The sequence below is a fragment of the Ardenticatena maritima genome (assembly GCF_001306175.1).
Classification (GTDB): Bacteria; Chloroflexota; Anaerolineae; order Ardenticatenales; family Ardenticatenaceae; genus Ardenticatena; species Ardenticatena maritima.
This window is the reverse complement of record NZ_LGKN01000004.1, coordinates 573,674-594,627: the sequence shown is the minus strand read 5'-3', so window position 1 is coordinate 594,627 and position 20,954 is coordinate 573,674. Positions and strand designations below refer to the sequence as shown.

Annotated in this window: 24 protein-coding genes and 1 riboswitch; of the genes, 13 read left to right on the top strand and 11 right to left on the bottom strand. The window is 59.1% G+C overall.

Features of this window, described 5'->3' with window-relative positions; all coding sequences use genetic code 11:
* Positions 1-100: 100 nt before the first annotated feature.
* The 7 genes from SE16_RS07435 (at position 101) to SE16_RS07405 (ending at position 6,393) form a co-directional block, all read left to right on the top strand.
* Positions 101-565: a hypothetical protein gene (locus SE16_RS07435; RefSeq protein WP_054491715.1), complete on the top strand. Its 465-nt coding sequence runs from the start codon at positions 101-103 to the stop codon at positions 563-565.
* On the top strand, positions 562-1,863 hold the full coding sequence (locus tag SE16_RS16390) for a hypothetical protein (RefSeq protein ID WP_200907153.1): 1,302 nt from the start codon (positions 562-564) through the stop codon (positions 1,861-1,863). Before SE16_RS07435 ends, SE16_RS16390 begins: the two co-directional genes overlap by 4 nt.
* A 65-nt stretch (positions 1,864-1,928) precedes the next feature.
* Positions 1,929-2,041, top strand: a riboswitch (TPP riboswitch).
* A gap of 111 nt (positions 2,042-2,152) precedes the next feature.
* Positions 2,153-3,481, top strand: coding sequence for a phosphomethylpyrimidine synthase ThiC (thiC, locus tag SE16_RS07425; protein WP_054491713.1), 1,329 nt, complete (start codon positions 2,153-2,155; stop codon positions 3,479-3,481).
* A gap of 69 nt (positions 3,482-3,550) precedes the next feature.
* Positions 3,551-4,675 carry a glycine oxidase ThiO gene (thiO, locus tag SE16_RS07420; protein WP_054491712.1) on the top strand — a complete coding sequence of 375 codons (1,125 nt, stop codon included), beginning with the start codon at positions 3,551-3,553 and terminating at the stop codon, positions 4,673-4,675.
* Between the two features lie 21 nt (positions 4,676-4,696).
* The gene (gene thiS / locus SE16_RS07415; protein ID WP_054491711.1) at positions 4,697-4,909 is read left to right on the top strand and encodes a sulfur carrier protein ThiS; all 213 of its coding nucleotides are present in this window, start codon (positions 4,697-4,699) and stop codon (positions 4,907-4,909) included.
* A gap of 39 nt (positions 4,910-4,948) precedes the next feature.
* Positions 4,949-5,743 (top strand): thiazole synthase, encoded by a 795-nt coding sequence (gene thiG / locus SE16_RS07410; protein ID WP_054491710.1) that lies wholly within the window; start codon positions 4,949-4,951, stop codon positions 5,741-5,743.
* The gene (locus tag SE16_RS07405; RefSeq protein ID WP_060687428.1) at positions 5,740-6,393 is read left to right on the top strand and encodes a thiamine phosphate synthase; all 654 of its coding nucleotides are present in this window, start codon (positions 5,740-5,742) and stop codon (positions 6,391-6,393) included. Before thiG ends, SE16_RS07405 begins: the two co-directional genes overlap by 4 nt.
* A 27-nt stretch (positions 6,394-6,420) precedes the next feature.
* On the opposite strand, the gene csx15 is transcribed toward SE16_RS07405, so the two are convergent.
* The 11 genes from csx15 to SE16_RS07350 form a co-directional block, all read right to left on the bottom strand.
* Entirely contained in the window at positions 6,421-6,816 is a 396-nt protein-coding gene (gene csx15 / locus SE16_RS07400) for a CRISPR-associated protein Csx15 (RefSeq protein WP_054491679.1), read from the bottom strand.
* Positions 6,813-7,964: a putative CRISPR-associated protein gene (locus SE16_RS07395; RefSeq protein ID WP_054491678.1), complete on the bottom strand. Its 1,152-nt coding sequence runs from the start codon at positions 7,962-7,964 to the stop codon at positions 6,813-6,815. The genes csx15 and SE16_RS07395 overlap by 4 nt, the downstream gene beginning before the upstream one ends.
* 26 nt (positions 7,965-7,990) lie before the next feature.
* Positions 7,991-9,076, bottom strand: coding sequence for a type III-B CRISPR module RAMP protein Cmr6 (cmr6, locus tag SE16_RS07390; protein WP_054491677.1), 1,086 nt, complete (start codon positions 9,074-9,076; stop codon positions 7,991-7,993).
* Positions 9,073-9,444 carry a type III-B CRISPR module-associated protein Cmr5 gene (gene cmr5, locus SE16_RS07385; protein WP_054491676.1) on the bottom strand — a complete coding sequence of 124 codons (372 nt, stop codon included), beginning with the start codon at positions 9,442-9,444 and terminating at the stop codon, positions 9,073-9,075. Before cmr5 ends, cmr6 begins: the two co-directional genes overlap by 4 nt.
* 10 nt (positions 9,445-9,454) lie before the next feature.
* Positions 9,455-10,306, bottom strand: coding sequence for a type III-B CRISPR module RAMP protein Cmr4 (gene cmr4, locus SE16_RS07380; RefSeq protein ID WP_054491675.1), 852 nt, complete (start codon positions 10,304-10,306; stop codon positions 9,455-9,457).
* Between the two features lie 4 nt (positions 10,307-10,310).
* Positions 10,311-11,621, bottom strand: a complete 1,311-nt coding sequence (gene cmr1 / locus SE16_RS07375; protein ID WP_054491674.1) for a type III-B CRISPR module RAMP protein Cmr1 — start codon at positions 11,619-11,621, stop codon at positions 10,311-10,313.
* A 1-nt stretch (position 11,622) separates the two neighbouring features.
* Entirely contained in the window at positions 11,623-12,786 is a 1,164-nt protein-coding gene (gene cmr3, locus SE16_RS07370; RefSeq protein ID WP_161804520.1) for a type III-B CRISPR module-associated protein Cmr3, read from the bottom strand.
* Between the two features lie 11 nt (positions 12,787-12,797).
* On the bottom strand, positions 12,798-14,513 hold the full coding sequence (cas10, locus tag SE16_RS07365) for a type III-B CRISPR-associated protein Cas10/Cmr2 (RefSeq protein WP_054491672.1): 1,716 nt from the start codon (positions 14,511-14,513) through the stop codon (positions 12,798-12,800).
* Positions 14,514-14,531: 18 nt separating this feature from the next.
* Entirely contained in the window at positions 14,532-15,170 is a 639-nt protein-coding gene (locus SE16_RS07360) for a zinc-ribbon domain-containing protein (protein ID WP_054491671.1), read from the bottom strand.
* Between the two features lie 178 nt (positions 15,171-15,348).
* A complete protein-coding gene (locus tag SE16_RS07355; RefSeq protein ID WP_054491670.1) occupies positions 15,349-15,987 on the bottom strand; it encodes a response regulator in 639 nt (212 codons plus the stop codon).
* On the bottom strand, positions 15,980-16,660 hold the full coding sequence (locus SE16_RS07350) for a sensor histidine kinase (protein ID WP_054491669.1): 681 nt from the start codon (positions 16,658-16,660) through the stop codon (positions 15,980-15,982). The genes SE16_RS07355 and SE16_RS07350 overlap by 8 nt, the downstream gene beginning before the upstream one ends.
* 98 nt (positions 16,661-16,758) lie before the next feature.
* On the opposite strand from SE16_RS07350, the gene SE16_RS07345 reads away from it, so the two are divergent.
* The 6 genes from SE16_RS07345 (at position 16,759) to SE16_RS07320 (ending at position 20,927) form a co-directional block, all read left to right on the top strand.
* Positions 16,759-17,574 carry an alpha/beta fold hydrolase gene (locus tag SE16_RS07345; RefSeq protein ID WP_054491668.1) on the top strand — a complete coding sequence of 272 codons (816 nt, stop codon included), beginning with the start codon at positions 16,759-16,761 and terminating at the stop codon, positions 17,572-17,574.
* Between the two features lie 125 nt (positions 17,575-17,699).
* Positions 17,700-18,860 (top strand): cysteine desulfurase family protein, encoded by a 1,161-nt coding sequence (locus SE16_RS07340; protein WP_054491667.1) that lies wholly within the window; start codon positions 17,700-17,702, stop codon positions 18,858-18,860.
* 24 nt (positions 18,861-18,884) lie between these two features.
* The gene (mnmA, locus tag SE16_RS07335; RefSeq protein WP_082373792.1) at positions 18,885-20,036 is read left to right on the top strand and encodes a tRNA 2-thiouridine(34) synthase MnmA; all 1,152 of its coding nucleotides are present in this window, start codon (positions 18,885-18,887) and stop codon (positions 20,034-20,036) included.
* Positions 20,033-20,284 carry a hypothetical protein gene (locus SE16_RS07330; RefSeq protein ID WP_152917986.1) on the top strand — a complete coding sequence of 84 codons (252 nt, stop codon included), beginning with the start codon at positions 20,033-20,035 and terminating at the stop codon, positions 20,282-20,284. The genes mnmA and SE16_RS07330 overlap by 4 nt, the downstream gene beginning before the upstream one ends.
* A 62-nt stretch (positions 20,285-20,346) precedes the next feature.
* Complete coding sequence (locus SE16_RS07325; protein WP_054491665.1) at positions 20,347-20,640, top strand: hypothetical protein; 294 nt, start codon at positions 20,347-20,349, stop codon at positions 20,638-20,640.
* 14 nt (positions 20,641-20,654) lie between these two features.
* The gene (locus SE16_RS07320; protein ID WP_054491664.1) at positions 20,655-20,927 is read left to right on the top strand and encodes a hypothetical protein; all 273 of its coding nucleotides are present in this window, start codon (positions 20,655-20,657) and stop codon (positions 20,925-20,927) included.
* Positions 20,928-20,954: the final 27 nt, after the last annotated feature.

Genomic DNA, 20,954 nt, shown 5'->3' with positions numbered 1-20,954 from the left:
CGGCGGAAAAACAAAAGGCGCGCGTGGCTTTGACGCGGCTTTTTGGCGCAGGTAAAATGAAAAAACCGGTCGCCGATTGCTCACTCAAGGGGGAGAACGTATGCCAACCGAAATGGAAACCATTCTGCCGGGACGCCCTACACCGCCTGATTCGTTTGCTTTGCCGCCTTTACACACTGTGGAAGGCAAAGACGAAGTGGGCGACGCCTTACTCCATCTGACACACCGCTACCCGCCTGTGATTACGGCCGAATTTGATGACAAAGAGAAGGCGGAAGCCCTTGTGGCGCATGCTCGCACGCTCAATCTCTCCCGTTCTGACGCGATTTTGTTGTATGAAGTGCCGCGCGCCAGTGCCGCGCGTCCCAAACTTTCGGTATGGCAACGCATACGCAACGCGCTGATTGGGCCGCCCCCTGTGGTCGAAGTTGAGCCGGAAGAAGTTCGCTACAAGGTGGTGGTCAAACTCGACCGCGATGACCAGATTGCCGAGTTTGAAGCCCAATGCCGCCAAATGGGGGCGCTCTCCATCCAAACCCGAACATCACGCACGCTCAAAGAATGAACCGTTCTGCCCTCTGGACGGTGTTGGCGGTTGTACTCGCCTGGCTGATGGCCGCCTGTACGCCGACGCCATCGCCCACGCCGACACCCTCACCAACATCACGCCCGTTGCCCACGGCGACGCCCACCGCGTCGCCGTTCCCTTTGCCCACGGCAACCCCCTCGCCGACGCCGCGCGCACCGACGCCCACGCCCAATGTTCAACTGGTGCCCGAAACATACACCCATCCCGACGGGCTCTTTTCGCTACGCTTGCCGGTTGGCTGGCTCGCGCAGGACCTCTCCGATGAACGCGAGGTGCTGGTGCGCTTCGATTCGCCCGCCACAGCGTTGCACTCCGCGCGCTTCCTGGTCAATATCATCAATACGGGTGCGCCGCTTGCCGCTGACCATCTGCCCGCCCTGGCGGACGCGTACCTGCAAGCCTTCTTGCAAACGCTCTACCCCCTGGTGGAACCTACCATCACCACGCATAACGGCTTGTACACGGTCGAAGTCGCCTCTCCCGTGCCCGACCCCCAACAACAGGCGCGCTTGCGGCTCCTGTTCGATGTGCAGGGGCCTTTGCTGGTGGTGCTGGTGCAAGAAAGCACCAGCGTGCATTGGGAAGCCGTCGAACCGGTGCTGGACAGTATCGCTGCCAGTTTTCGCCTCTCGCCCGATGCCGCCGCGCACGTGCCCGCCGCCGCACCGTCTGAGGATACGGCGCTCGCCACGTTGACCGTCACCCGCACCACCACCTACACAGCCCCCACCGGCACGCTGTATCTGCTCGGCGTTGTGCAGGCGACTGATGACCGCGCCTATGCCGACGTGCTGGCGCATGTGCGCTTGCGTGATGCCGAGGGCGCGGTGCTTGCCGAAACCGAATGGCCGCTCCCATTGCCCTTTTTGCCCGCCGCCGCCGAGATGCCGCTGGAAGTGTTGGTGCCGTCCCCGCCGCCTGAGTGGACTACGTGGGATGTGACGTTCACGGGGCGAGCCGCCGAGCCTGCCGTGCAGGGACCCTTGCCCTACACCATCACAGTCGCGCAAGAACCCCCAACGTTTGGCGCGTATGCCGTGCAAGCCGAGGTGCGCAACGCAACCGCAACGCCGCTGGGCACGCTTTGGGTGGTGGGAGCGCTCTACGATGCCGAAGGGCGTCCGCTGGCCGTCGAAACGTTGACCACGCATGAGGCGGTGCCGCCGGGCGACATCGCCACCGTGCAACTCCTCTTTGCCGCCAAAGCCCCCGCCCCCGTGGCGGACGTGCGCCTTTTGGTGTTTGGGGAAGCCACTCAACCGGAGAAGCGCTAGACAGGCCGAATTTGCCCGCGCGTCGGCTTTGTTTACAATTCTCCTGCCTTGACAACTGTATATGCCGTCTCCGTTAGGGGAGTCCGGGGAGCCGGGCTGAGAGGGTGGCCGTATCCGCCACCGACCCTACGAACCTGATCTGGGTCATGCCAGCGCAGGGAAACGGAGGCAGTCCTGACGTTTGGTCTGCAACCGCCCTCGCTGGGGCGGTTTTTTGTTGCCCCAGCACGCCCCTACCGGTTCGCCCCCACTGAGACGGCGCCAACCAACCAAACCAGGGAGGTGCCAGATGCCCACACAACTTGAAGCCGCTCGCCAGGGAAAAATCACCGAACAAATGGCGTATGTCGCCGCGCGAGAAGGGCTTGACCCCGAAACGGTGCGCGACCTTGTCGCCGCTGGTCGGGTGGTGATTCCCGCCAACCCGAACCACACAACGCTGACGCACTTCACCGCCATTGGTGAAGGGATGCGTGTCAAAGTCAACGCCAATCTGGGCACGTCTTACGACTACGTGAACCCCGATGAAGAAGTCGAAAAGGCGCGCGTCGCCATCCAGTACGGCGCGGATACCATCATGGACCTTTCCACCGGGGGCGATTTGCGCGCCATCCGCCAGCGCATTCTCGACGTGGCGACGGTTCCGCTGGGGACGGTGCCCATCTACGAAGCCGAATTCCGCGCCGCGGCACGCAAGAGTTTCTTCGACATGACCGCCGATGAGTTGTTCGAGGTGATTGAAGAACATGGACGCCAGGGGGTGGACTACATCACCGTCCACGCCGGCGTCACGCTGGAAACCTTGCGGCGCTACCGCCACAGCGAACGTGTGACGGGGATCGTCTCGCGTGGTGGCGGGCTGATGGCGGCGTGGATGCTCAAAAACGAACGCGAAAACCCGCTGTGGGAACGCTACGACGACCTTTTGGAGATTGCCCGCACTTACGACATGACGCTTTCGCTGGGTGATGGTTTGCGCCCCGGAAGTCTCGCCGACAGCACCGACCGCGCCCAAATTCAAGAACTGTTGCTGATTGGTGAACTGGTGGAACGGGCACGCAAAGCCGGCGTGCAGGCGATGGTGGAGGGTCCCGGTCACATTCCGCTGAACGAGATTCAGACGAACGTGCAGATTCAGAAGAAACTGACCAACCATGCCCCGTTCTACATCCTGGGCATGCTCCCCATTGACACAGGGGCGGGCTTCGACCACATCGTCGGCGCGATTGGCGGCGCGCTGGCGGGTTGGCATGGGGCGGACATGCTCTGCTACCTGACGCCCGCCGAGCACCTGGGCTTGCCTACACCCGAACACGTGCGCGAGGGCGTCATCGCGTTCAAACTGGCGGCGCACATCGCCGACGTGGCGCGTGGTCGCCAGGCGGATTTGGAACGCAACCGCGCCATGAGCGAAGCGCGCTACCGCCTTGATTGGGAACGTCAGTTTGCCCTGGCGCTCTACCCCGACGAAGCCCGCCGCCTCTATCATGAGCGGGGCACGCGCACCAAGGCGTGCAGCATGTGCGGTCCATTCTGCCCGATGAACCTGGTGGAAGCGGTGTTGAAGCAAGGAAAGTCATTTGAACAGGTGATCTCGGCGGATATTCCCGTGGTCTGAACGCACAAGGGCGTGGCGCGAGCCGCGCCCTTGTTTCTTCAACCAAATAGTGACGAAAGGGAGGAACCTATGTCACGCATTGCGATTGTTGGCGGCGGTATCATGGGATTGGGGATTGGCTGGTATTTGGCGCGCGAAGGCGCCGACGTGACGGTGTTCGACCGGGGGCGCGCCGGTCGCGCCGCGTCATGGGTGGCGGGGGGCATGCTGGCGCCCCACGCCGAAGCAGAGCCGGGGGAAGAACGGCTGTTGCCGCTCCTCATTGAGGGGCACAAGCAATGGCCGGCTTTCGTCGAAGCGTTGGAAGAAGCCGCCGGCGTCTCGCTGGATTACCGCACCGATGGCACGCTGGTGGTGGCGCTGGACGCCGACGATGCCCGCAAATTCCGCTTCTGGTATGAGTACCTGCGCGGGATGGGGCAGCCTGTGGAATGGCTGAGCGGCTACGAGGTACGCAAGCGCGAACCGCACCTTTCGCGCGAAGCCGTTGCCGCCATTTGGAGCGGGCATGATTACCACGTTGACAACCGCCGCGTCGTGGAAGCGTTGAAGAGGGTTTTTGTGCAGGCGGGCGGCGCATTGCGCGAAGAAACGCCCGTGCGCGAAATTGTCATTGAAGGCGGGCGTGTGCGCGGCGTGCGTCTGGATGAGGGGGTGTTTGAAGCCGAGACGGTTGTGCTGGCTGCGGGCGCGTGGTCGCGTGAGATTGAAGGGTTGCCGCCCGACATTCGGCCGCCTGTGCGCCCCGTGCGCGGGCAGGTGGTCATTCTGCAAATGCCGCCCGAAGCCCCGTTGTTGCACCATGTGGTCTGGTGTATGGATGCTTACCTTGTGCCGCGGAGCAACGGGCAGTTGCTGATTGGCGCGACCGTCGAGGAGATGGGGTTCGATGCCACACCGACGGCGGGGGGCGTGTTCCACCTGTTGCGCGGGGCGTGGGAGTTGTTGCCTGCTGTGTACGATTTGCCGCTGACCGAAATCGCCGTGGGCTTCCGCCCCACCAGCCGCGACGATGCGCCCATTTTGGGCCCCACGCCTGTGGAGGGGCTGGTGATGGCGACCGGCCACCACCGCAACGGTATTTTGCTGGCGCCGCTCACGGCTGACGTGGTGAGCCGCTTTGTGCTGACGGGCGAACTCGATCCGCTGGCGCAACCGTTCACGTTGGCGCGGTTTCTTTCGCAACCGGCATGATGCAGTTGAAGGAGGTGTCCAATGACCCAACATGTGGTCTATGTGAACGGCGAAGCCCGTCCTTTGCGTGAGGAAACTGTGGCCGAATTGTTGCAAAGCATCGGGCTTCCGCCTGAAAAACCGGGTATTGCGGTCGCCGTCAATGCCGAAATTGTGCCGCGCGAGGCGTGGCGCACCCACCGCCTCAATCCCAACGACCGGGTGGAAATTGTGCAGGCGGTTGCAGGTGGTTGAAAAAAGCAAGCAGACGAGGCAGAAACAGGAGGAACAGCCATGACCACAGCGGTTCAGACAAGCACACCACTGACCATTGCAGGGCGCACCTTTTCGTCGCGTCTCTTCATTGGCACAGCGCGCTACCCCAATCGGCAAGTGATGCTGGATGCGCTGGAAGCGAGCGGCGCGGAGGTGGTGACGGTGGCGATTCGCCGTGTGCGCCCCGACGCCGAGGGCGAAAACCTGTACGACCTACTCCGCGAGCGCTACTTCATCTTGCCGAATACGGCCGGGTGCTACACAGCCCGCGATGCCGTGTTGACGGCGCACCTGGCGCGTGAGGCGTTGGGGACGAACTGGGTGAAACTGGAAGTCATCGGGGATGAGGATACGCTCTTCCCGGACGTGGAGGAGTTGTTGAAGGCGGCTGAGCAGTTGGTGCGTGATGGGTTTGTGGTGTTGCCCTACTGCAACGACGATCCTGTCACCTGCAAGAAGTTGGAAGATATCGGGTGTGCGGCGGTCATGCCGCTTGGCGCGCCCATTGGGTCTGGCATGGGGATTCGCAACCCGTACAACCTGCGCATTATTCGCGAGATGGTTTCGGTGCCGCTGATTGTGGATGCGGGGGTTGGCACGGCGTCGGATGCGGCGATTGCCATGGAACTGGGGTGCGACGGTATCTTGCTCAACACGGCGGTTGCGCAAGCGCGCGACCCCGTAAAGATGGCGCGCGCCATGCGCTACGCGATTGAGGCGGGGCGGCTGGCGTATGAGGCGGGGCGCATTCCGCGCAAGTTGTACGCCAATGCGTCAAGCCCGCTGGAAGGCATGCCGGAGTTTGGCTGGTGAACCGCTTACCGCGGCCGCCCCTGCTCATCATCAGCGACCGCCGTTTGGCGCGCCGCCCGCTCTCGGAGGTTGCGGTTGACGTGTTTGAGGCGGGGGCGCGCTGGTTCATGCTCCGCGAGAAGGATTTGCCGCGCGTGCAGGCGGCGGCGTTGGCGCGCGCTTGCCACACTGCGGCTGAGGCGTATGGCGCGGTGTTGACGCTCAACATGCCGCATGCGGTGGAGATTGCGCGCGAGGTTGGGGTGTGCAGTGTGCATGTCCAGCAGGCGCAGGCTGTGGCGGCGGCGCGGGACGTGTTGGGCGATGCGGCGCTGGTGGGCATGTCGGCGCACACGCCCGACGATGTGGCGGCGGCTGTGGAGGCGGGGGCGGATTATGTGACGTGGAGCCCGGTGTTCCCCTCGGTGAGCAAGGCGGGGTATGCGCCCACGGGGGATGGCGTGGCGCAGTTGCGGGCGATGGCCCGCCAAGCGCCGATACCGGTGGTGGCGCTGGGCGGTATCACGCCGGCGAATGCGGCGCGCTGCCTGGCGGCGGGGGCGGCGGGTGTCGCGGTGTTGGGTGTGGTGATGCAAGCGCCTGCGCCGGGGCGGGTTGTGGCGGCGCTGTTGCGCGCATGTGGCTGGCAAACGGCGGCGGGGGCGTGGTGAGGGGGCGGACCACGCCCCCGCCAGGGTTCAGCGCCGTGCGCGCGCTTCGTCGCGGATGGCTTGGAGGTTGAGGATTTCTGCAACGGCGAAGCGAGGGGGGACGACACGCTGGCCGTCGGGCCCCAGAACGGGCTTGAGCCGCAGGACGGGGGGGAAGTAGCCCATGCGGCCGTGCAGTTCGGCCAGCAACGCCACGGCGCTGAAATTGAGGGCGGGTGGGTTGATGAGGAGAGGCAGGGTTTGCCATTCTTCTTGTGACAGCCCACATGCGTCGGCCATAGCAACGATTTGGGGGGCTAAAGGTTGTTCGGTATCAATCTGACTGTTAATCGCAACGATGCGCTCAACAGATTGGCCGGTAAGCGCCTCGATTTGTGACTTTTGCTCATCTGTGATGGGGTGAGAAAAGTTAAGAACAATCATCGAACTCCCTCTTTACTTTCGGTATAATCATGAGAACCAAAATGACGTAAATACAATTTACCACCAACAGCGATGCATGTCACTCGGTCACCTTCATTGATTCGGAAATGGCCAATAGGAGTACCATCTGGAAGTGATTTATTTGTATAATTGTCATACTGAAGTCCTCCGTGTTCCTTGAGTGCTTTTATATTTCCTTGGTGTTCAAGGAGTATTTTGCTGACCTTTGCCAATGTTTCTTGCAGACGGATTCGTTGTTCTGGCGTGGCCTTTTCAAAATCTTTCCGAAAAGTGCTCTCATATTCTAAGTAAGGAAATGGAAGTAAACCCTTGGAAAGGATGTCGTTTTTCACCTGGTCCCAAATCAGTTGCCCCCATTCCGAGATCGTCACGTCTCCCTTTTCATCTTCTTCCCAAAGCGCTCCTGGCAATTGAATGTCGCTTCGGCGGTAGATGTGCCCTGCCGCTAGCAAGGCAAGTTGTACGGCTTGTTCTGGTTGGCGTAGTTGCGAATCGTCAATTCTTAGTGGGAGCCTGGGAATGGAAAGCAATTTTCCGTTTTCAAAAATGTACACGATTTTATCGCCATAAAACATCCCCACAATGCTGAGATAGCTATACAGGCTTTTGAAACCTCCCGTCAGATTGAAAGTAATCTGGTACACCTTGTTTTTATATTCAGGTAAAATACTTTCTAAGTCGGCGAACAATTCTCGGATAGCCCTTCGGAACTGTACTTCGTCTTTTGTTTGCAAACCTGACGGGCAAATGATTTGAATGTTTTGTACACCATGCTCACGCAAAAATTCTTCCAGAATCCGGGCAGTCGTTTGCCCTAACTCGGTATCGGTCGCAATGAGGATATGCGTATCGGATTTGGAAAACTGACCGTTGGGAAACAAACCATATAAGCCATTCAGCTCTGCACTTAGTTTTCGACGCGTCTCGACATTTGCGTCAATGAGGTAAGTTAAAATTTCCTCAGACAATTCTTCTACCTGACCTGCTAATTCCTGTGGCAAATTTTTCTCGTTACTGCAATCCAGGAATTGCTTTCTCAGATTACCATCTTGGCGAATTTGCGATGCATAGTTCAAAAGCAGACTGATGCCTACAGGTGAAACAATCAGTTTAGATTGATTGTTCATCGCAACCTCCTCTTTTTCATCTTGTATCAATCTGGTTCTAACAACACATCAACTTTCTGGGCTTGTGTTTGACCTTTATATTTTCCTAAGCTGTATTCAACCACTTGGCCAACTTGCAAGGATGTAGCCCCTGATTGAAGTTGACTTACGTGGACAAAGATTTTGCCGCCACCTTGAGCGGGATTGATAAACCCATATCGGCCACGTACTTCGACAACTTCGCCACGAGATCGTCCAGGGGGGGGTGTTTCTTGTTTGAGAAGGCGCAATTTTGCCAGGTGATATGTTTCGCGTGGCTCTGCTGTTTTCGCTACCCCTTTCGCATACCCTTCCAGCACCATCCGCCCATAGCCGCTGTTGGTCTTCGCGCCAATGCCTTCCTCGGCCAGCGCCAGCCCCAAAATCTGGAACGCGGCTTCGACCCATTCTTCCGGCCCGGCAAGCGCCACCAGGAACTTCACCCCGGCGCGTACGCTGACAAAGGGCACCGGGTTGGGGCTGTCCCAGTCGGCTGGTGGGCTCTTCTCGCCCCGGTAGTACTCTTGGTGGTGAACGGTCACGACATCCAACGCGAGGGGGCGGTTATCTTTGACGCTATCAGGCACATACAGCGCGTCGAAAAAGGTGACGTAGCCGGCCGACTCGGTGTCGCCGAAAAGGGTTTTGTACGCTTCGCCGCCCTTCTGCCAAGCCGGCTCAGCCAGGCGGTTGCGGGCATACGCTGCGGCAAGCCCCTTGAGCGCACTGCCTGGAATGACAGGTACGCCGTAGGTGCGGTGCAGGGTGATGGCGTTTTCGAGCACGCTCTCCGCCCCCAAGCCGACCACGAGCCGCCCTTGCGTGGTTGCCACCTTGGTTTTGATGCCGCTTGCTTCGAGTGTATGCTTCCAGCGGTTGAAGGCGGAGGTGTAAACGTCCGCGACAGGAATTTTGACGGCTTGTTCAAAGTGATCGCGGTAAGCGCCTTCCCCCTCTGATTTACCTTGTGCGAACTGCTTGGGCAAGAATTTATCCAGCCAGAGACCTGCATGTGGGAAGCGTGCTTGATTCAATTGGACGTTTGCGAGGGTCTGACGCCGTGCAAAAAAGAAGCTTCGTTCAGAGATGCTCATTCTCGAACCTCCTCTGTCGACTCCACACCCAGCACCGATTGGGCGAAGCGCTTGTACCAGGTGAGCGCGATGGTGGCTTCGCGCGTCAGACGCATGTATTCGAGCAGGTTGTCTTCGCGTGATCGCTGCAACAAATCGTCTGTTGAATCCTCTCCAAGCGCCGCCGCGAGGTCTTCCAACAGTTGCTTGGCGCCCGGTTTGCCCCGCGCCGCCACATAGGCCAGCGCCTGTACCAGCCCCGCCTGGCGGATGAGCACCGGCAGTTTATGCGCCATGCCACCATACTCCTTAGCGCGTTCTTCGTCGGTTTGCAGACGTGATACTTGCTCGTAAATGGTTGCGGCCAATTCTTGTTCCAATGTGCGCATGGTGTCCCTCCTACGCAAGGCTCAAGCGGCACAGGCCGCGTCCCACGGTGGCGTTGCCGCCCACTTGCAGCGGATGCTGGGCGAGTTCGCTCACCTTCTCGAACACTTCATCGGGTTGGGCTTCTCCATTCGGCTGCGCAGCCACCAACCCGGCCAGAATGCTCTCGGCGGGCAAGGCTTCTTCGTACCAGAGCGCACCTTGAGCAACCGTCTTCGTGTCATCTTCCAGACGGATGCGGGCCGTGACGTCGGTTGCGACTTGGAGCAGGTAGGCCATCACATCGTCGTGGACGATGGCAAAGCGGGCTTTGAAGCTGGCTTGCCAGCCTTCGTCAGCGAAGACCTTGGGCGCAAGCCAATTCGCCCACGTATCGGCTTGCGTTTGCGCATTCAACTTCACATCTTCCAGCACCACCTCAGCATTGTTGACCTGGATGGTGCTGGTGCTGCTGACCAGCACGGTTTGAGCATTTGCCACCGACGGCTCTTTGGGGGCATCGCTTAAGCCCGCCATCTGCGCGTCACGGGCCAGGCGTTGCAACAGAAAGGGCGAACTCACCCAGGCGAAGACGCCCGCCAGCGAGCGGACCGGCAGAGCCACCAGGCGCAAGTCGGTGAGGATGACGGCGCCGGCGTGCGCAGAGGCGTTGTCCGTGTCGGGACCGAAAATGCGCGTGCAGGTGCCATTGCCGTGGAGCGCCTGACAAGCATCGCGCAGCACACCTTTCAGGCTGGAACCGGGTACGATGGGGATTTCAGTGCCTTTTTCGCGGGCGATGGGCAGGTCAATGGCACCAACGCCCTGGCCGGTGCCGGCGTGCAAGGGGGACAACGCGTGTAAGAAGATCAGTTTGGCTTGCATGATTTCACTCCTCTTTCCATCCAAGGGTTTTCAGAAAGGCTTTCAGAACATCGGGTTCGCCGTTGAGTGGTCCAATTTTCAGTGCGTCTTGCCTCGTCAGGTCAACATTCGGCCGCGCAAGGACTTGCCCATTGCTTTGTTGTTTCAATACATACCCGCCGGGCGGGTCTTTGGGTCCTTCCAGTACACAAGCCAAGCCGACGGCTCCACCTTGGCAGGCGAGGGGACGTAGAATCAGTCGGCTGGCGAAACGGTCGTGTTGTGCGCCTTCAAGTACCGTTTTGGGTGGGTCGCCGTTTTTCTCATCATCTTCCTTGAACTGAAAGATGATTGGAAGCCCAAATTGACCGCGTGGAAACTTATCTCGAACTGGATGCTGGGGCGCATGCCCTGGCGAAGAAGTGCCTGTAATCCGCCGAATGGCGTCTGGTTCTGGCCATTTACTGCGGCCAAATGGGCGGTTTTTGCTGTCTGGATAGCGTGCCTGACGAAAATCCTTGAGGCTTTTGAACAAATACTGCCATGCTGCGTCTGCATCGTTGTGGCGATTGGTAATTTTCCACATCATGTCAGATGTAAGATGGGCAACACCGCAGGGCCATTGCGTGCCACGCACATATTTGTGCAACCCATTCCGTACATATGATTCGACTTCTTTGGCTGTGGGTTCATGGACAGATTGACCATCAATTTTGGTCAACTGCAACGCCCCAAACCCGCGGCGCGTACGAGCGCCCACGCCGCCAAATGTCTCCCACGCCCAGAGCGCGGCTTCGACCTCTTCTTGCACATTGAGCGTTTTACCGCCGCCTTGAACATTGGTGCGATTGATGGTGATGTGCAACTCAAATTCAACGTCTTTCCAGACACTTCCTCGGCTGTCGCGCAATGGAAACGCAACATATCCGTAAGGAGATCGAGGGTCGCCAATGTTGACGCGCTGGTTGCCTCTCCGTGTTCGTATGGAAACATCTTCCATTTTCTGCCCACGTTTGAGAATACGCACAGCCAGCGCCACCGGCGACGGCCCCGCCTTGCTCTCTCCGGCGGCCGAGCCCCAAATAGCCTCCTCGGCAGCGCGCATTTTGGCCAGCGATCCGTCGAACTGCCCGCCGCGAGTAGCGCGCCACCAGAAGCGCAGCAGCCCGCGAATTTCACTGGCGCGCACCACAGTCACTTCGTCGGGTTTTTGCGTTTCAGCCCCACCGCCGTACAGCGGGGTGATGAGTTTGTATGTGCGCACCTGTGTGATTCGGCCATCTTTGGGGTGAACCCCAGGTGGTGAAAACGCTGGTGGTTTGCGGTTGCTCAGCATCTCATGCCTCCTTCTCGTTCCACGTGCCCAGCAGGGCAACGCCAAAGCCGTCGCGGCGATCTTGCTCTTCATCACTGATAGGGCGCAGCCAGACGGCATTGATGAATTGCGTGATGGCTGCTTCATCCCCCTCGACAATCTCGAAGAAATAGACACTTCCGGCGGGCGCCAGGCGGCGCGTAATTTTGGGTTTGCCTTTCTGGTAATCCCAGCCTGACACATGCACCGGCCGCCCCACGGCTGCCCCCACAATGCGCAGTTTCACCCCGCTTGGATGTTCGCACACCCACGTGGGCAGAAAACCGCCCGTGAAATGCGCCGGTGTTGCCAGAATGAGCCGCCCCCGCCGTCTCTGCTGAATGGCGGTTTGCACCTCCTCCGGGCACGTGGGCAATGTATCGTTCTGCTCTTCCCACGCGGCGAGGCGGCGCTCCCCGCCCAGTGTCCACATGGTGGCCCCAATCGGCGCGTCTGTTTGCAGCAGGAGCGCTAACTCGGCGGCTTCATCCAAGTCGGGGCGTTTCTCCTTGCGCGGCGCATGCACGAAAGTGAGCCCCGCCGTCTGGAAGAGCGCGCCCTCTTCTGCGGTGCCGCTTTGGTGCTGAATGCTCACGTGCGTGCGGTAATCCGTTGGCAGGGTGTGAATGCCAAGAGCGCTCAACGTGACCGTTGCCGGCGTCGGGTGCTTCAACCATGCTTCGATCTTCTCCCAGTACCAAAAGGCAGGCGCGTTGGGATGGCGCTTGGCCTTGACGGTTTCAACCGGCGCAACCAATTGCAAGCCATCCGGCATGTTTGTTAGCACATTCGAGAAGCGCGTTGTGGGGTGCAAGGGTACTTGTTGCGCCTTGGTTTCGTCGTGCGGTTCAAGTTTGACCAACAGGGCGTCTTGCGGGGCGGGGAAGAGCACCTGTTGCCGTCGTGTGTCGAAGAGAAAGGGCCCCGCCACCGGATACGCCAGCACCTTTTGGACAAGCGCGTCGTTGTTTTTCTTTGGGAAAATACCACCATTTTCCAGTGCTCCGCTCAATGTGCGCACCGCCCCGGCCAATGTGGAGGGAAACGGGAAGGGCACGGACGTTGCGCGTGCGCCCGGCGTTGCCGTGAACGGTTTGCCGTCTCGGAAGATGAGCGGGTCGTGGGGAACCACCCGCCATGTCTTCATGCTGTTGCTCATCACGCCTCCTTTCCTTGCGCCTGTTTGCTGGCTCGCGCCAATTCGTTGGCGACAATCATCTCTTGCGCCAGTTCGTGCAATTTGATTTGCTCCTTCTTCAGCCAGTTTTCGATTTGGTCAATCACCTCTTGCTTGACCTTTTCTTTCCCGCCTGATTCTCGCTTACGTTTCAAAATGCGCACAGCTTCGGCGGCAAGCGCCTCAGCAGGCAGAACGCCTTCCATATCACGCGCCAGTCGTTCCAGTTCATAGGCGGTGCCCTTGCTCAACGTCTCATTCAACCACCATCCTCGCATCGTTTGCAGGCGTTCGATCAATGCAAACAGGTTGCCTTTCACCGTGCGGTCGGCGCCGCTGCGTTTGTTGAGCGTGATGGCGAGCGCATTTTTGCCCGCAACGGTCTTGGCGCTTTTTTCAGCCGCCCGCACGAGCGCCAGCGCATCGCGCAGCGGTTCCAGGTGGTGTGTGATCACCAAACCGGCTGAGAGCGTGGGCGATTTCTGCTGACCATTCTCATCGAATGTGAATGCGCTCATCATCTCTTGGAACGTTTCGGCTAATTCACGCACGCATTCCAGCGCCGTGTGAAGTGGCAGATAGGCCAGGATGTCGTCGCCGCCGGCATACACGGGCACGCCGCGGTACTGTCTCACAATCTTGGGGACTTCCTGCGCAAATTCGCTCAACTTTTGCGAAAGCGCGCGGTGCGCTGCCGGCGATGTTTGGGCGTCAATCGCCTTGCCCATAGAGTCACCGTCGGCCAGGAGGAGGGCGTAGTATGGCGATGGGCGGCGTGTGCCCGCATACTGGCTCAGCAGGCGTTCATGTTTCTCTAAAACAGTTTTGGCCTTCTCTTTGTCATCGAATGCGGCGCGCACTTCTGCCGGGAAGAAGACGCTGTAGTCGTCTTTCGCAAAAAGGTTGCCATCATTGTCAGTTATGAGGTCCTCGAGGGCTTGATACAACTCATGGACATTGACGCCGTTTTGCGCCAGTCCTTCGGCGAACGGCAATGCCGCCATGTGCCCTGTGCTCTTGTACGTAGCACTGAGTTCCAACCCGCCCCAGCGCTTCAGCAGGTCCACCCCTGAAAGCAGTTCCCCATTGCGCATCTTGTAGCGCTTCATCTGCTTGTCGGTCGGGCTGGAAGCCGTGTTGGGGAGTTGCTCCAGCACATGCTCGCGCCAGCCGTCAATAGACGACTTGAAGCGCGGTTTGCCCGTGTACCGCCGGAAATCGCGCGTGGCTTTGCGGGCACTGAGGGCGGCTTCGCACGTAGCGCGCACCTCTTCGTACTTCCCCTCAAGTGGCGCCGCCACCCAGTAGAATTCGAGCAGGTCTTTGAGTTGCCAGCGTGCCAGTGCTTTATCCACGTCGTTTTGCAACTTGTCTTCGATGGGGTGCCAGGCGTTTAGGATGAATGCACGCAGCGCCTCTTCGATAGTGTCCGCCAAGCCCTGCGGTTCGCCTGACACCACCGCCACCACCTTGTTGGCGACCGAGAGAGCGCTATTTTCATCAAGGTCTTTTTTGCTCTTTGGCGCTGGAAAGATGAGTGCGTCGAAGCTCTCTTTGTCAGCAATGGTGCGTGCGGCCGTCTTGGCTAATTCGCTCAGCAAGTGCGACCCGTAGGTGAGGTCGCGGCTACTGCGGGCGGCGGCGATGAAGTCTTGCACGGGACCGATGGAACAGATGAAGAGGTATTTGGTGCTCATGTGCAGGCTCCCTATTTTTCATTCATTCAACTTTTCAATAACCTCGTCGAGGACAGCACGAACATGGTATTGGGACATTTGAAGTGCAAGCCCAATAGCCGTAATAAATTTCATTTCTTCTTCACTCAAGTCACCATCGGCTAATGCAACCAGAAATGCTCCTCTGAGAATGAGTTCTTTGCCTTTGTCATTAAGGTCTGTTGCAATCTCAGTGAGTGCGTCAACAACAGCGCGTGGGCTTGTCTCCATTGCAAGAATTTCGCGCTGGGTTTCTTGTGGTGTAGAAGAAAGTCCGAGGGCATGTTCAGAGAACGCGCAAATGGTTCGGATTTGTTCCAAATAGATACGATCGTTTGTACGAGCCATCAAGAACAGGACATCGCGCGTGACCTGTTGGAATTTTTGCCAAAAACGCTTTGCGGCTTGATCGGGATCATAATTGAGAACATTGAGTTTGTATGTGCCTTTGCATGTCTGACATTCAATGTATTCCCCTAATGTTTCAAGCGGTAAGAGCGGAATGAAGTAGAGTGTGAAATAGCGCCGGACTATTTGATGTTTGTATGGTTGTCGGCTTTCACATGCGGGACAGAAAAAATCCCCGGAGGCTTTTGTTGTTGTTACCCCACGCGTACCAAAGAGAATAAAAGCAATCATGAAAAACCCTCCTTCTACACGGAAGGCGCTGGTGGAAAGAACGGAGCCGATGAAGCAGCGGCTTCACTTTTCTGTTGTCATCTACAGCATAGCAAAAGCGATAGGGAAAAGCATCACCAACTGGTGGTGATGTTTTGGTGATATTTTGGTGATTGGCTTGTCAGAGGGGATGAACTGCTCAGCCGGAGTGCCGGAAATACCAGGCGGCGGCTTCCGTGCGGTTGCTCACACCCAGTTTCTCGTAGATGTTTTTCAAATGAAAGCGCACTGTATTTTCACTCAGATGGAGTTCATTGGCAATTTCGGGATTGGTGAGCCCGCGCGCCACCAGTGCCAGCACATCCCACTCGCGTGGTGAGAGGATGGATTGCTGCGATGGTTGGGGTTGGCGTTGCGGTTGGAGCGAAGCCAAAAGCCAGCGTTGTGCGGCGCGGGGGAACACCAGCCGCCCCGCGGCAATCTGGCGGATGGCTTCGACGGTTTGGCGCGGGGGTTCGGTTTTGAGGGCAAACCCTTCCGCCCCGCGTTCGATAGCCGATTGAATGCTCTCCCCGTCGCCGAAAGCCGTCAGCACCAGCACACGCACGGGCAGGTTGCGGCGACGGATTTCTTCCAGCGCACTGAGCCCGTGGTAGGGCATTTGCAGGTCGAGCACAACCACGTCGGCTTCTTGGGTTTCCAGCAGGTTCAGCAGTTCGTCGCCGCTTTGGGCGACGCCGACCACTTCGATATCCGGCTCTTCTTCGAGTAAGCCGCGTAATCCTTCCAGAACGAGCGCGTGATCGTCTGCGAGGATGACTTTGATGATGTCAGCCATTGCTGGGCACCTTTACTTTGATTCGTGTTCCTTCACCGGGTTTGCTGTACAGTTCAAAAACACCGCCAAGCAATGCCACACGGTCGCGCATGCCGCGCAAGCCGATATGTTCCTCACGTTCAGTTGCACCGGGGCCTTCCAGCGGCGGCGGCTCAAAACCGCGCCCGCGGTCAACCACTTCCATGCAGACCCAATCGTCTTCCGCCCAGAGTGTGACCCAATGCTCCTTGACGCCCGCATGGCGATAGGAGTTGGACAGCGCTTCTTGCAGAATGCGGTAGAGCGCAATTTTGACGGGCAAGGTCACCTCAGGGAGCGGCTCTTCAACTTCCAGCGTGACCGTGTTGCCCGTCCATTCTTCGTGCTGAATGACCAGCCCTTGGACGATTGAAAGAAGCGAGCGTTTGTGGAATTCTGGTGGGCGGAACGTCCCGAGGAATGATTTGATTTCGCGCAACGATGACTCAACCAGGCGCGTGATGCGCTCGACACGCTCTAATGCTTTGGGCGAAGCGTTTTCTTGTTCAAGTTGGTGTTGAAGTTGCGTGAGAAGTGAAAGTGCGGCAAACATGTATTGGACGGGGCCGTCGTGAATGTCAAGCACAATGCGGCTCAACTCTTCTTCGGTCACTGAGAGAATGCGACGTGAAGCGAGTGTGTTCTTGTCGGTCATGCTATGCTCCTCTGCATAGAGATTGCTTGACTTGGACGCCGCCCGTCCACCTCTACTTGCATTATGGTACACATCTTTGGCGAGGAGGGAAACATACCATGCCGCTTTTTGAACAGAACGGGATACGCCTTTTTTATGAAGTGCATGGCAACCCGGAAGCCGAACCGGTGTTGCTGCTGCATGGCTTGGGCGCAAGCCGCGACATGTGGCGGCTCCAGGTCGAAGCGTGGCGGTCGCGCTATTTTTTGATTGTGCCCGACTTGCCGGGGCACGGCGATTCGCCCCCGCTCCGCGCCCCCATTACCATCGCCGAAATGGCAGACCAGGTCGCCGCGCTGGTGCGCCATTTGGGCGTTGGGCCGGTGCATGGAGTGGGGTTGTCCATGGGGGGCATGGTGGCGCAAGAATTCGCCCTGCGCCATCCCGACCTGGTGCGCGATTTGGTACTGGTCAACACCTTCGCCCGCTTGCCGCGCCCTCGCTCTCTGCGCGACCGTCTGCGCCTGTGGTGGCGTTCATGGCTGCTCCGTGTGGCGCCGATGCGCGTCTACGCCCGGCAAGTGGCGCGCCGCATGTTCCCCAAACCCGAACAAGCCGCTCTGCGCACGCAAGCCGCTGCGCTGATTGCCCGCAATGATCGCCGCTCGGTGGCGTATGCGTGGCGTGCTATTCTGGCGTTCGACACCTTCGACCGGTTGCCCACCCTGCGCGTGCCAACCCTGGTCATTCACGGGGAAGAAGATACCACCGTGCCCTACGTGCTCTGTCAGCAACTGGCGCAACGTATCCCCAACGCCCGCCTGAAAACAATCGCCAACTCAGGGCACGCCACGCCCATTGATTCACCCAACCGGTTCAACCAGACGGTGGAAAGTTTTTGGCGCGGTGAACAGCCGGGCGTTCAACTCGCGTAGCGGGGGATAGAGCACCCAAACAGCATTGACACCCCTACGTGGGCGGCTATAATCCAGGCAGTCATGCAATTCAGGCACACAACGCGCCGACCGGCGCGTTCTTTTTTGACGAAAGGAGCGTTTCAATGGAGAAGCGGTACGTCTATCTCGATCACAGCGCCACAACGGCCATTCATCCGGATGTGCTCGAAGCGATGATGCCGTATCTCACCGACGAGTACGGCAACCCGAACAGCCTGCACCGCTATGGACAGCGGGCGCAACGCGCTATTGAAAAGGCGCGCCGCCAGGTGGCGGCGGTGCTCAACTGTTCGCCGCGCGAAATCGCCTTTACTGGATGCGGCACAGAAAGCGACAATCTGGCTATTCGCGGCGTGGCGTTTGCCCTGCGCGACAAGGGACGCCACATTATCACGACGCCCATCGAGCACAAAGCCGTCTTGCAGACGGTGAAGCAACTGGAAGAACACTTTGGGTTCGAGGTGACGTATCTGCCCGTGGATGAGTATGGGCGCGTTTCGGTGGATGATGTAGCGCGCGCGCTTCGCCCTGATACGATTTTGGTCAGCGTCATGTACGCGAATAACGAAATTGGCACCATTCAGCCCATTGCGGACATTGGGGCGCTCTGCCGCGAGCGCGGTGTTGTCTTCCACACCGACGCTGTGCAGGCCGGCGGCTACTTGCCGCTGGATGTGGATGCGCTCAATGTGGACCTGATGGCGCTCAGTGGGCACAAATTCCACGCGCCGAAAGGCGTTGGCGTGCTTTATGTGCGCCGCCGCACACCTTGGATAAGCATGATGACGGGCGGCGGGCAGGAACATGGTATGCGCTCCGGCACACAGAACGTTGCCGGCATTGTGGGGCTTGGCGCCGCCATTGAAATCGCGCATACCGACCGCGAAGCCAAAAACGCCCGCTTGCGTGCCATGCGCGACCACCTGGTCGGCTCGATTTTGGAACAGGTGGACGATGTGCAACTCACCGGCCACCCCACCGAGCGGTTGCCTGGGCACGCCAGTTTCGTCGTTAGCAATGTGGACGCCGATTCGCTCCTGCTAGGGCTAGATTTGGAAGGCGTCGCCGCGAGTAGTGGCAGTGCATGTTCAAGCGGGGCGATTACGCCCAGCCATGTGCTGAGCGCCATTGGCGCCACCAAACGCGAGGCGATGAGCGCCCTGCGCCTGACATTGGGTGACGATAACACAGAAGAAGAAGTGGCGTATGCCGCCGAAGCCGTGCCGCGTGTGATTCAGCGCTTGCGGCAGTACGCCCGCACATAGATGAGACGTTTTTCAGGATAGCGCATGACAACAATTCCGGTTTGTGAGATTCGCGATTGGACACAACTCAATATCAAGCCCGCGCCGCGCAACGGCAAGCGTGTGGTGGTGGCGATGAGCGGCGGTGTGGATTCATCCGTCGCGGCGCTGATGCTGCATGAACAAGGCTATGAGGTGGTGGGCGTCATGCTGCGCCTCTGGGCGGGCGAGCAAGGCGTGGTGGACGAGCGCACAGGGTTCGTCCACAATCGGTGCTGTACGCCCGACGCGGTCGAAGATGCGCGGGCGCTGTGTGATGCGATTGGCGCGCCCTTCTTCTTGAAGAACCTGGAAGAACCGTTCCGCGAAGCCGTGGTGGAGCCGTTCATTGACGCCTATCTGCACGGCAAAACGCCGAACCCATGCTTGCATTGTAACCGCACGGTGCGCTTCACCCACTTGCTGAACATTGCGCGCGGCTTGGGCGCAGACTACCTGGCGACGGGACACTATGCGCGTGTCGTCAAAGGGGATGATGGGCTTTACCACCTGTACAAGGGGGTTGACGCCAACAAAGACCAATCCTACGTGCTCTATTCGCTCACGCAGGAAAAGTTGGCGCATTTGATGTTCCCGGTCGGGCATTTGACGAAGCCCCAGGTGCGCGAATTGGCGCGACAGTATGGGATGCCGCTGGCGGAGAAGCCCGAAAGCCAGGAAATTTGCTTCATTGCCACGGGCGATTACCGGCAATTTTTGCGCCGTCATGCGCCGCCGGGCGCGCTCAAACCGGGGCCAATTGTGCATGTGGATGGCCGCGAATTGGGACGCCACGAGGGGTTGCCGTTCTACACGTTGGGGCAGCGCCGCGGGTTGGGCATTCCCTGGCATGAACCGCTCTACGTCGTCGCCAAAGACCACGCACGCAATGCGCTGATTGTGGGACCGCGTGACGCCCTGCGCACTGAGACGGTGGAAATCGAACAGGTGAACTGGATTTTGGGCGAGCCGGACGGCGCGCTTGATATTGAAGTGCGTATCCGCTACAAAGCGCCCGAAGTACCGGCGATTGTGGAACCGTTGCCCGGTGCGCGTGCACGGGTGACGTTCCCCATTCCGCAACAAGCCGTCACCCCCGGGCAGGGGCTGGTCTTTTACGACGGCGATGAGTGTCTGGGCGGTGGGTTGATTGTTTGACGATGATTCCGCTCATCATGGCAGTGCTGATTGCCGGTATCGCGTCGGCGCTGTTTCATCTCTTTGTTGGGGACAGCGTGTTGGAACTGTTCGCCTATTGGGTGGCGGGGAGCGTCGGTTTTCTGCTGGGGCATTGGCTGGGGGCGCTTTACGCGGTGCCCCTGCCTACGCTTGGCGTTGTCCACATTATCCCCGCCGTCCTGGGGTGTTTGAGCGGAATAGCCGTTGCCAACGTGTTGAAGGTGTGATATAGTCGCGGCGGTGCGCTGCATGCACCCGCCCGAAACGAACAGAGAGCCGAGGCTTGTCTATGGTGCAAACCGTTCGGGATATCTTGATCATTGTGCTGGCGCTGGAATCCATCGCCTTGGGGATTTTCCTGGGGCTGGTGCTCTGGCAAATCTGGAAACTGGTCAAATTGATTCGTGAAGAAGTCACGCCGCTCTTGGATACGACCAAAGAGTCGGTTGAAGAAATCACACACACAACCCAATTTGTGGGGCGCTCAGTCGCCGCTCCCTTCGTCAAGGCGCAGGCGTGGGCGGCCGGCCTGCGTGAAGCCGTGCGCACGGTACGTGAGAGCCGCCGCCAACCACGTGTGTGAAGAGGAGGAATGCCATGCGCAAAGTCATGCTGGGGTTGATGCTGGGCGCTGCGGCGGGTGTTGTGGCGCTGATGATGCGTGAATTGGAAGAAAGCGGCGTTTTGGACCGCAGCGACGACCCTGTGGAAGCCATCAAGTTGCGCGTTGAAGAGGAACTGGCCGAGCAACGCCGCCGCCTGGCAGCCGCAATTGAAGCCGGTCGGCGTGCTGCGGAACGCCGCCAGCGTGAATTGTGGGCGGAGTTGAATTTGCCCGCTCCCGATGGAGAAGGCGCGCAAAACGTCTAACCCGCCTGGCTGGCTTGTATAAAAAAA

What these genes read in the sequence shown, in the direction of transcription:
- thiO (WP_054491712.1), top strand. Translation starts at nt 3,551, where the DNA reads ATGTCACGCATTGCGATTGTTGGCGGCGGTATCATGGGATTGGGGATT.
- cmr1 (WP_054491674.1), bottom strand. Translation starts at nt 11,621, where the DNA reads ATGCTGAGCAACCGCAAACCACCAGCGTTTTCACCACCTGGGGTTCAC.
- SE16_RS07320 (WP_054491664.1), top strand. Translation starts at nt 20,655, where the DNA reads ATGCGCAAAGTCATGCTGGGGTTGATGCTGGGCGCTGCGGCGGGTGTT.
- cmr3 (WP_161804520.1), bottom strand. Translation starts at nt 12,786, where the DNA reads ATGAAGACATGGCGGGTGGTTCCCCACGACCCGCTCATCTTCCGAGAC.
- SE16_RS07345 (WP_054491668.1), top strand. Translation starts at nt 16,759, where the DNA reads ATGCCGCTTTTTGAACAGAACGGGATACGCCTTTTTTATGAAGTGCAT.
- SE16_RS07340 (WP_054491667.1), top strand. Translation starts at nt 17,700, where the DNA reads ATGGAGAAGCGGTACGTCTATCTCGATCACAGCGCCACAACGGCCATT.
- cmr6 (WP_054491677.1), bottom strand. Translation starts at nt 9,076, where the DNA reads ATGAGCATCTCTGAACGAAGCTTCTTTTTTGCACGGCGTCAGACCCTC.
- SE16_RS07395 (WP_054491678.1), bottom strand. Translation starts at nt 7,964, where the DNA reads ATGAACAATCAATCTAAACTGATTGTTTCACCTGTAGGCATCAGTCTG.
- thiG (WP_054491710.1), top strand. Translation starts at nt 4,949, where the DNA reads ATGACCACAGCGGTTCAGACAAGCACACCACTGACCATTGCAGGGCGC.
- SE16_RS07360 (WP_054491671.1), bottom strand. Translation starts at nt 15,170, where the DNA reads ATGATTGCTTTTATTCTCTTTGGTACGCGTGGGGTAACAACAACAAAA.
- SE16_RS07355 (WP_054491670.1), bottom strand. Translation starts at nt 15,987, where the DNA reads ATGGCTGACATCATCAAAGTCATCCTCGCAGACGATCACGCGCTCGTT.
- csx15 (WP_054491679.1), bottom strand. Translation starts at nt 6,816, where the DNA reads ATGATTGTTCTTAACTTTTCTCACCCCATCACAGATGAGCAAAAGTCA.
- SE16_RS07325 (WP_054491665.1), top strand. Translation starts at nt 20,347, where the DNA reads ATGGTGCAAACCGTTCGGGATATCTTGATCATTGTGCTGGCGCTGGAA.
- thiS (WP_054491711.1), top strand. Translation starts at nt 4,697, where the DNA reads ATGACCCAACATGTGGTCTATGTGAACGGCGAAGCCCGTCCTTTGCGT.
- SE16_RS07435 (WP_054491715.1), top strand. Translation starts at nt 101, where the DNA reads ATGCCAACCGAAATGGAAACCATTCTGCCGGGACGCCCTACACCGCCT.
- mnmA (WP_082373792.1), top strand. Translation starts at nt 18,885, where the DNA reads ATGACAACAATTCCGGTTTGTGAGATTCGCGATTGGACACAACTCAAT.
- thiC (WP_054491713.1), top strand. Translation starts at nt 2,153, where the DNA reads ATGCCCACACAACTTGAAGCCGCTCGCCAGGGAAAAATCACCGAACAA.
- cas10 (WP_054491672.1), bottom strand. Translation starts at nt 14,513, where the DNA reads ATGAGCACCAAATACCTCTTCATCTGTTCCATCGGTCCCGTGCAAGAC.
- cmr5 (WP_054491676.1), bottom strand. Translation starts at nt 9,444, where the DNA reads ATGCGCACATTGGAACAAGAATTGGCCGCAACCATTTACGAGCAAGTA.
- cmr4 (WP_054491675.1), bottom strand. Translation starts at nt 10,306, where the DNA reads ATGCAAGCCAAACTGATCTTCTTACACGCGTTGTCCCCCTTGCACGCC.
- SE16_RS07350 (WP_054491669.1), bottom strand. Translation starts at nt 16,660, where the DNA reads ATGACCGACAAGAACACACTCGCTTCACGTCGCATTCTCTCAGTGACC.
- SE16_RS16390 (WP_200907153.1), top strand. Translation starts at nt 562, where the DNA reads ATGAACCGTTCTGCCCTCTGGACGGTGTTGGCGGTTGTACTCGCCTGG.